Here is an 8222-nt window from a genome sequence, read left to right as displayed (position 1 = left end):
CCAAAAATGAGCTATTACAGAGCGTACCTGGCATCGGAAAAATTGCGGCAGCCTCCATCATCAGTAACGTACCTGAACTGGGCTACATCACCAACAAACAAGCGGCTTCATTAATCGGTGTCGCTCCCATTACTCGAGAAAGTGGCAGTTATAAGGGCAAGCGAATGATCAAAGGCGGACGCATGCAAGTCAGGACAGTTTTGTACATGGCAATGATGTCTGCAATGCAGTGTAACCCTGTTTTTAAACAGCACTATCAAAAGTTATTAGCCACTGGCAAACCTAAAAAAGTAGCGATCATTGCTTGCGTCAGAAAGATGCTAGTTATCCTAAATTCTATGCTCAGAGACGGCTGCATGTGGGATGCAAACAGCGCCACAAATTAACTCTTGACGCCATAGTCTCTTGTTATGTGAAATTTCCCCAAGGCACCAAGACAGATATAACAGAAACAATGGCGAAAATATAAGGTCCAAGTAAATCTAAATGCTCGCGATGCTTTACAAAAGCCAGAACCCGATATTTGAACTCAATAGCTAACAATTTAAGATACATTTTACTTGTCCATTTTTCATTAAATGAACATAGATTGATATGTACGTCATAGAACTCCACCTCACCGTCTTCGCCTTGATGCTTAGTTGGATAAACAATACTGCGCCTAAATAAGCCAGATTTTACGTACCTAGCTTCTCTGATACCAGGTTCATCACCACCATATACACCTATAGCATCAGATAAAAAACCAGATATACAGTCGTCATGAGGGTTAAAATGAAATAACTCTCTATCCAGCATCATGCGACGCGACCAAATCAAGAATAACTGATGATGGTACGGTTGAGCGTAATTGAGATATCGAACTGCCAAATATATAATTGCACCAAGTAAAAGAAACGTAACTCCATTTTGATTCGCAAAGTCGATTTTGAATAAAAAGGTGTTCGCTTCTTTAATTGTCGCTCCAGTGACTTCTAACGCGATCAGAATCATAGATATAGCTGCTAACATCTTTCCTTTGGAAATCAACTTATCATCACTGTCAAACTTTGCAATAAAACTGTTCTCTTGCTCTTGTTCCACGTAATTCTCCTTTCACATAACGCCCGGTTAAGGGGCAGACAACGCCACTACCAAGCTTCCGCATAACACCGTAACCACAGAAACCAACGCATAATAAAAATGCCACGCGTTGGCTGTCCCTCTTGAACCGTTTGTTATATTTATACTGTGAAATAAAGAAGACTCGACATATATCGAGCCTTCAAATGCTAGAAATGAACAGCTAATCAGCCTATATATACGGAAACTATACTTACGTTACCGATCGCACCACTGTCTAGATTTCCACCCGTAACTTGAGTTATAAAATTAGAGTTATCATTAGTCCAAGTCGATGTGTTTGTCTTACTTCCCCATGGGCAATCCCAGTAGTAGTTACCTACGTGTGTGTCATCTCGATATATATCAAAAGAACCTTCAGTTCCAGAAGACGCATCCGAACGACCACATGAAGATATCGTGAATTTTTCACCAGCTTTTACGACTCGGCCATCAATATCTTCTGGAGAGATTTCGTTGTCCTTACTTCCTTGATAAAACTTGCCCCAATCACTATGAATATTTTTGATAGTGACGTCATAATTTTTAGGTTCAATTGTAATGCTAATCCATTGTGCATAAGCCATATTATATACCCTTTTCATGAATGATAAGTCTACTTATCTGTTCTCATAGCCAACTTGAGATAAGCAAATTTAAGATAGACCATCAAATGAAATGCATCAAGGCTCATAAAAAATATAACGCCCGCTTAAGGGGCAGCCAACGCTACTACCAAGCTTCCGCATAACACCGTAATCAAAAAAACCAACGCATAGTAAAAATGCCACGCGTTGGCTGTCCCTCTTGAAGCGTTTGTTAGCCGTTTAGTTTGAAGTGTGGTGATGAGCTACATTTTCAAGCCTTTCAGCTAGCCAAATCTTGATTATCGACTGTCGTGTAACCCCTACTCGGTTAGCTTCACGATCTAGTGAATCTAACATCCATGCAGGGAAATCAACATTTACCCGTTTCTGCTTTTGCATTGGACGCTTAACTTTAGATAAATCTAGATCACCTAAAATGTCATCGTCACTTTCAAACTTGGCATCAAACTCATGCGCTTTCATATAAGTTCACCTCCGCTTTACGTGAACGTCTGACTGAAATGATCCTAATATTTAGTCCACGGTATGTAATGACGCCAGACCAATGCTTACCATTTAACATGCCGATGACCAAATACCTAGGTTCATCACTTGTGTTTGCAGGGATCTCGATAAGATCAGAGTCATTCCACAAACCTTGAGCTGTATAGAAATCAATTCCATGTTTCTCAAAATTTGACCTGCTTTTATTTTCATCAAATTCGAATTTCGTCATGAGTAAAAATTACACCCTTTTTACTCATTTTGCAACTTACACTTTGGCTAATGATTATGAAAACGGCTAACGCCGCATTAAGGTGTGAGCGACGCTTGGCTATACTTGAGCGAAGCGAAACTGCCAAGCGTTGCGAATCACTCTTAAATGCTTTGTTATGTAACATTACCAAGTCTTTCGCATGGTTTTAAATGAACCACAATTTGGGTCTGCTTTGGCGAAATCATCGTTCATTTTTTTTCGCTGAACATCTGTGATTTTGCTGTTACTTTTGACGAACTCTGAGAAAAAATGATTTATTAGTTCACCAACATAAGGAGGAACAGATTCAATCTCTCTCAGACTAAGTTTGCTTCTGCCCTCAAGTTGTGTACCAACCCAAGAGTCATTGTCATTGGGAACAATTTCGAAAACAATAATGCTAAAAGGGATTTGAATATATAAGATAAAACGCTCCCAGTTATCCCAAATTCTAGGTTCGGCAGTCACTGACCTCTCGTACATATGCCAAGGGACTTTTGGCAAATTAAGTCTAGTCAAAACCTCTTTTGTACAAGGTATAATATGAGATTTAAAGTTTGAAAAATTCTCTGTTTCAATCGCTACTTTCATTTTTTCAAGTAATGAGGGGAATTTTGCGATTTCCTCGTCTGTATAATCATTTTCGACTGGAAAATAGACGGTATCTGCTAAAGAACGCCACGCCATAATGTAAATACATTTGATTATATTTGATGAAAGTTTCAGCTCGTCAGGACATGGTTTTCGATAGTTTGCAACCTTCGAGAAGTATTCTTTTTTAAAGCCATCCTCTACTGTTGAGAACTTACGCTCACAATCTAAGCACAATAGCGCTGATTTTAAACCATCTTGCTTTCTAAGATTAGGCTCATTTGTACTTCTTATATACCCTGTGGGTGACGTAATTTTAACCCAATCGTACACAAATGAAGGTATGATGTGCGAGTTATTAATCGCTTCTTTTTCTTCGCAATATTTGCAGATTTCCATTTTTCATCCTGTTACATAACGCCCGCTTAAGGGGCTGACAACGCTACTACCAACTTTCCGCATAACACCGTAATCACCAAAATCAACGCATAATGAAAATGCCGCGCGTTGGAAGTCCCTCTTGAAGCGTTTGTTATGCTTTATTACTTATTGATTAAATTGAACTTTTTTCAGAATTTATTGGTTCAAGCCACTTTAACTCAAAATGATAAACTTGCCTACTTTCAGCAAACATTGTTGCCGATAAGATCCCAAACAAGTTGAAGCGAATTAGCCTGCGGAATCAAGGGGTCAACCACACCAAAGGAAAAGACCTTTCAGCGACAAATGAACCTTTTACGAACACAATTTATCAGAGCAGAGCCGGAAAAAAGCGCAAAATCATCGATAAACTTGAACTAACCAAACACTGTCAGCAAGTAAGGTGTCCATTAGATCCCAAACATGCTGAAGCGAAATAGCCAGTGGAATCAATGAGCAAGCAACGCCAAAGAAAGAGACCTTTCAGCAAAAATTGAACCTTTTGCGTACACAATTTATCAGAGCAAAACCCGACAAAAACACAAAAGCATCGTTCAACTTTCAATCACCACCAAAAAGAACAATATACTCATATTATCAATTAATTAGGATGAAAAACCGCTAAAATCAGACCAAGCTTTCCGCAGACCGCCTTCACCACCAATACTCACCGCATACCAAAAATGCCACGCGGCACGAATCCCGCTTAAACGCTTTGTTATGTGCGATCTTTTTTAGTACCAAATACTAACTGGTACAACGCCGCAGGTTTTTCCTGTTTATTCAGAGTCTTTGAATACTCGGAAGTTTTATCGAGCAAGTCTTTTGTTGGCAAAACAGCAACTGAGACCAAACACAATAAAATTGACAGCCCTAGACCAAGTTCGACGATAAACGGGGAAACAGATAGTCCTAACCCCATAGTGAACATACTGTAGACACAAAACATAATTGGATGAAAATTATCAATCTTTTGTTTTTTTAAGTAACAAAAACAAATGAAAGAGCTAACGCAAAACAGTAATCCTAAAGCCGTATAAGGCATAAATCCTCTTTATAGCACGTCTGTAAAGATCTAAATTATATAAAGAATCATCATACACTCTCAAGCACATAACGCCCGCCTAAGGGGCTGACAACGCATAACACTAAACTCAAACACAACAACCGTAACCACCGCGGCTCATTGGGACTGGAAACGCCACGCGTTGACAGTCCCTCTTGAGGCGTTTGTTAACTAGCACTTTCCTCGGAATTGTTTCTGCCTAAACTATTGTCCATTCGAGTATAAGCATCAGCAAAACAGTTTCGAAGATCTGTGATACTGGCTACCTTGAGCCCGAAATCTAGCTCCTTTATTAAGGTATCGAGCATAATACATATAGTTTTGAGTGAATCAATTTCAGGGTAAAAGAATTCCTGAATATTCGTAAATCGATATCGATTTCTATTAAACCTAACAAACTGAAACACCTCTTCATTTGACCAAGACTTGAGCGCTTTCCTTAGTGTTTCTGCATCAATATTTTGATAAATGGGATTGTGCATGAGATTTTGATGGACGTCATTTTTAACACAATCCCAAGATTGAATAAATCTCTGAGAGAAATCAGAAAATCTATTCTTTTCACCTAAAGCTTTTACGAGATCACTTTTAAAAAAATAGACTTTACTTAAGTTTTGATCATAAAAATTCCTGTAAGATTCATGTTCAAAATCTTCACTCTTAGATGGTATTAAGAATCGACTAATATCTACATTTTCACATACTTCCATTAGGCTCTCTTTAGAATAATTTAAAGAGTCAATTATTCTATTATCTAACATGTACATATATATGTCACAAACAGAAAACCATTCATAAATACTTACATTTTTAGCTGTAGATATGAAACTCTCTAATAGCTTTACACCATTATTGAATTCTTCTTCTGTAAGTTGGTTTTGTCTCCATGTTGACTTCATTGCATCAAGAAGTGTTTTTTTTACAGGCAACCCCAGCTCTTCTTGCAAATCCTTGAATTCAAAAAGACCATCACAACAATAGACTATCAATTTATCAGTTACGCTGTAGAAGCTATCATCGAAAATACTATCTAATTTTTTGTAATCATCATTCACTGCATCCTCTTGATCTTTCATCATTCGACGAACAACCCGAGTTTCTACAGCCTCAATAATATCTTCTTTTGAAAATCCACACTCGAATTTTGCATAACATATTCGAATAATGTCACTCAATACTTTAGATAACGCTTGATCTAAAATAACATTTTCGATTTTTACAATTTCATTTTTAATACGTATAAACTTTGCAACGGCTCTTTTTAGTACGCGAATGTTTTTTGAGTTTATAGCGGTAATATTAAGAAGAAGCTCATTAGCTAATTGATCATCTATGCCATCATATTCTTTCTTAAGAATTCCAACTATTTCTTCATGAGTAAAACTGAATTTATATTTGTCAGAAAAAACTTTTTCAATGTCATCCTTGCAGCTTAGTTTACTCTCATTTGCCACTATTAAAACCTTAATATTCCTAGACTCAGCTAAACTCAAGCATTCACCTAGAATATTTTTAATAATTTTATCATCGGAAACTCTCTCTAAATCGTCTAATATAATAATGCAGTCATCAAGCTCACCGTATATTTTATATTTATAAGCACCAGCAACACCATTAATAACAGCCCCAACCCCTCTTTCTCCCATGTTGATAGCTGCACCATCGATAACCTTAGAGAAGTATTTTGCGATCACAGATGCTTCTTCTTGTTCTGTAATAGAGAGCGAAATTATTTTATCTCTAAAATCATCTATACTTGAAATGCCATACAAAGAAAAAAATAATATGTTTTGATTGAAACTCTCTTTAATTTTATCTATCAATTGATGATTAATAAAATGAGTTTTACCACTTCCCCAAGCCCCATCAAGTAGAACAACTTGTGGGAATGACTGGTCATTTAAAAGTTCTATAATTTGTTCAACTTGTTTCAAAATAATCTCCAAACTAATGCGGCTAGTTAACGCCGCGTTAAGGGGTGAGCAACGCAACGACTAACTTACCGCATTGCACTAAAAACTAATAAAATCAACGCATAATGAAAATGCTACGCGTTGCGAATCCCTCTTAAACGCTTTGTTAACTGGCCGATCCCAAATGCCAAAATTACCAATATTTTTAAGCTGCCTGTGCGGCAGTGAACATATAGCGCTCGGCAAAATATTTGGCGAGATATTTCTAAGCTGCCTGTGCGGCAGTGAACTGTCGGACCATGACGGTATGTTTAACCTGTCTTTTCTAAGCTGCCTGCGCGGCAGTGAACAGCCTTTCTCTATCCCATCCATTTCTTTCTTATTTCTAAGCTGCCTGTGCGGCAGTGAACACGAACGTTGACAAACTGTTTATCGCAAGTACTTTCTAAGCTGCCTGTGCGGCAGTGAACAAAGGGCACAGTCGTTCTGGCCCGTCTCAAATTTTCTAAGCTGCCTGTGCGGCAGTGAACTTCTTTGCTTCTGCCTCCAGCAGTCCCTAACATTTCTAAGCTGCCTGTGCGGCAGTGAACTCTTCAAGCTCGTCAGGCATCCACTGCTTGCGTTTCTAAGCTGCCTGTGCGGCAGTGAACGTAGAACGTTTGCTGTGCGCTTAAAGCGGCAATTTCTAAGCTGCCTGTGCGGCAGTGAACTATGAAACTTTATCAGTAACCTATTGTTAATAAAAATAATTACATCAAATTTCTCAAAATAACCTTTTATTTTTCACTCGATTTATTATTAATATAAATCAATAAGTTAAAATCCAACGAAAAAAGATGGGTAATTTCATTGCCAGTTAACGCCCACTTAAGGGGCTGACAACGCTACTACCAAGTTTCTGCACAACACTGAAACCACCGAAATCAACGCATAATGAAAATGCTGCGCGTTGGAAGTCCCTCTTGAAGTGTTTGTTATGCTTTATTACTTATTGATTAAATTGAACTTTTTCAACGCTTATTGGTTCAAACCACTTTAACTCAAAATGATAAACTTGCCTACTTTCAGCAATCATTGTTGCCGGTAAAATCCCAAACAGGTTGAAGCGAATTAGCCTGCGGAATCAATGGGCAAACAACACCAAAGGAAGAGGCCGTTCAGCGACAATTGAACCTTTTACGCACACAATTTATCAGAGCAAAGCCGGACAAAAGCGCACAATCATCGCTAAACTTGCGCTAACCAAACACTGTCAGCAAGTAAGATGTTCATGAGATCCCAAACATGCTGAAGCGAAATAGCCTGCGGAATCAATGATCCAGCAACACCAAAGAAAGAGACCTTTCAGCAACAGTTGAATCTTTTGCGTACACAATTTATCAGAGCAAAACCCGACAAAAACACACAAGCCTCGTTCAACTTTTAATCGCCACAAAAAAGAACAATAAACTCATAATATCAATAAATTAGAACAGGAAAACTTTTAAATCAGACAGAGTTTTCCCATTAAAATTTATATATTGATTTTGCTGAGGTTCAATAAAGCATAACGCCCAATTAAGTAGCCCGAAACGCTACTGCCAACTTTCCGCACAACACCGTAATCACCAAACTCAACGCAAAACAAAAGTGCCACGCGTTGAGGGTCTGCTTGAATTGTTTGTATGGATAATAACTAACGAATAAGGGTAAAGTGAGACCCAGACTTTAGCTGCAACTAAAGTTCTCTATCTGATAGTTCGATTGAATTGTGGCTCCTCTATCGAGAGACCGATAACAAGAGCGAA

General features: G+C 38.2%; 8 protein-coding genes and 1 CRISPR repeat array. Of the genes, 1 reads left to right on the top strand and 7 read right to left on the bottom strand.

All coding sequences use genetic code 11. The annotated features are described in order from the left end of the window. Positions 1 to 386 (top strand): transposase (locus AACS00_RS02850; RefSeq protein WP_146205785.1); only part of this gene is annotated, 386 nt, incomplete at its 5' end. 22 nt (positions 387 to 408) lie between these two features. Here AACS00_RS02850 and AACS00_RS02845 read toward each other — a convergent pair. From AACS00_RS02845 to AACS00_RS02810, 7 genes are all read right to left on the bottom strand, one after another. Continuing rightward, positions 409 to 1083: a hypothetical protein gene (locus tag AACS00_RS02845; RefSeq protein ID WP_110168422.1), complete on the bottom strand. Its 675-nt coding sequence runs from the start codon at positions 1081 to 1083 to the stop codon at positions 409 to 411. A gap of 206 nt (positions 1084 to 1289) precedes the next feature. Beyond that, entirely contained in the window at positions 1290 to 1688 is a 399-nt protein-coding gene (locus AACS00_RS02840) for an aegerolysin family protein (RefSeq protein ID WP_110168427.1), read from the bottom strand. A 240-nt stretch (positions 1689 to 1928) separates the two neighbouring features. Beyond that, positions 1929 to 2171, bottom strand: coding sequence for a type II toxin-antitoxin system BrnA family antitoxin (gene brnA, locus AACS00_RS02835; RefSeq protein ID WP_004397278.1), 243 nt, complete (start codon positions 2169 to 2171; stop codon positions 1929 to 1931). After that, a complete protein-coding gene (locus tag AACS00_RS02830; RefSeq protein WP_010320360.1) occupies positions 2158 to 2424 on the bottom strand; it encodes a BrnT family toxin in 267 nt (88 codons plus the stop codon). The genes brnA and AACS00_RS02830 overlap by 14 nt, the downstream gene beginning before the upstream one ends. A 165-nt stretch (positions 2425 to 2589) precedes the next feature. Further along, a complete protein-coding gene (locus AACS00_RS02825) occupies positions 2590 to 3435 on the bottom strand; it encodes a hypothetical protein (protein ID WP_110168419.1) in 846 nt (281 codons plus the stop codon). Positions 3436 to 4174: 739 nt separating this feature from the next. Continuing rightward, the gene (locus tag AACS00_RS02815; protein WP_110168418.1) at positions 4175 to 4501 is read right to left on the bottom strand and encodes a hypothetical protein; all 327 of its coding nucleotides are present in this window, start codon (positions 4499 to 4501) and stop codon (positions 4175 to 4177) included. 188 nt (positions 4502 to 4689) lie between these two features. Next, the gene (locus AACS00_RS02810; RefSeq protein WP_110168417.1) at positions 4690 to 6456 is read right to left on the bottom strand and encodes a P-loop NTPase fold protein; all 1767 of its coding nucleotides are present in this window, start codon (positions 6454 to 6456) and stop codon (positions 4690 to 4692) included. A gap of 181 nt (positions 6457 to 6637) precedes the next feature. After that, positions 6638 to 7145: direct repeats of the CRISPR family, unit length 28 nt; unit sequence TTTCTAAGCTGCCTGTGCGGCAGTGAAC. Positions 7146 to 8222 lie beyond the last annotated feature (1077 nt).

Source organism: Vibrio sp. 11986-1-5, from assembly GCF_963878025.1.
Taxonomy (GTDB): domain Bacteria; phylum Pseudomonadota; class Gammaproteobacteria; order Enterobacterales; family Vibrionaceae; genus Vibrio; species Vibrio injensis.
The sequence above is the reverse complement of the archived record's forward strand: the minus strand, read 5'-3'. Positions and strand labels throughout refer to the sequence as shown.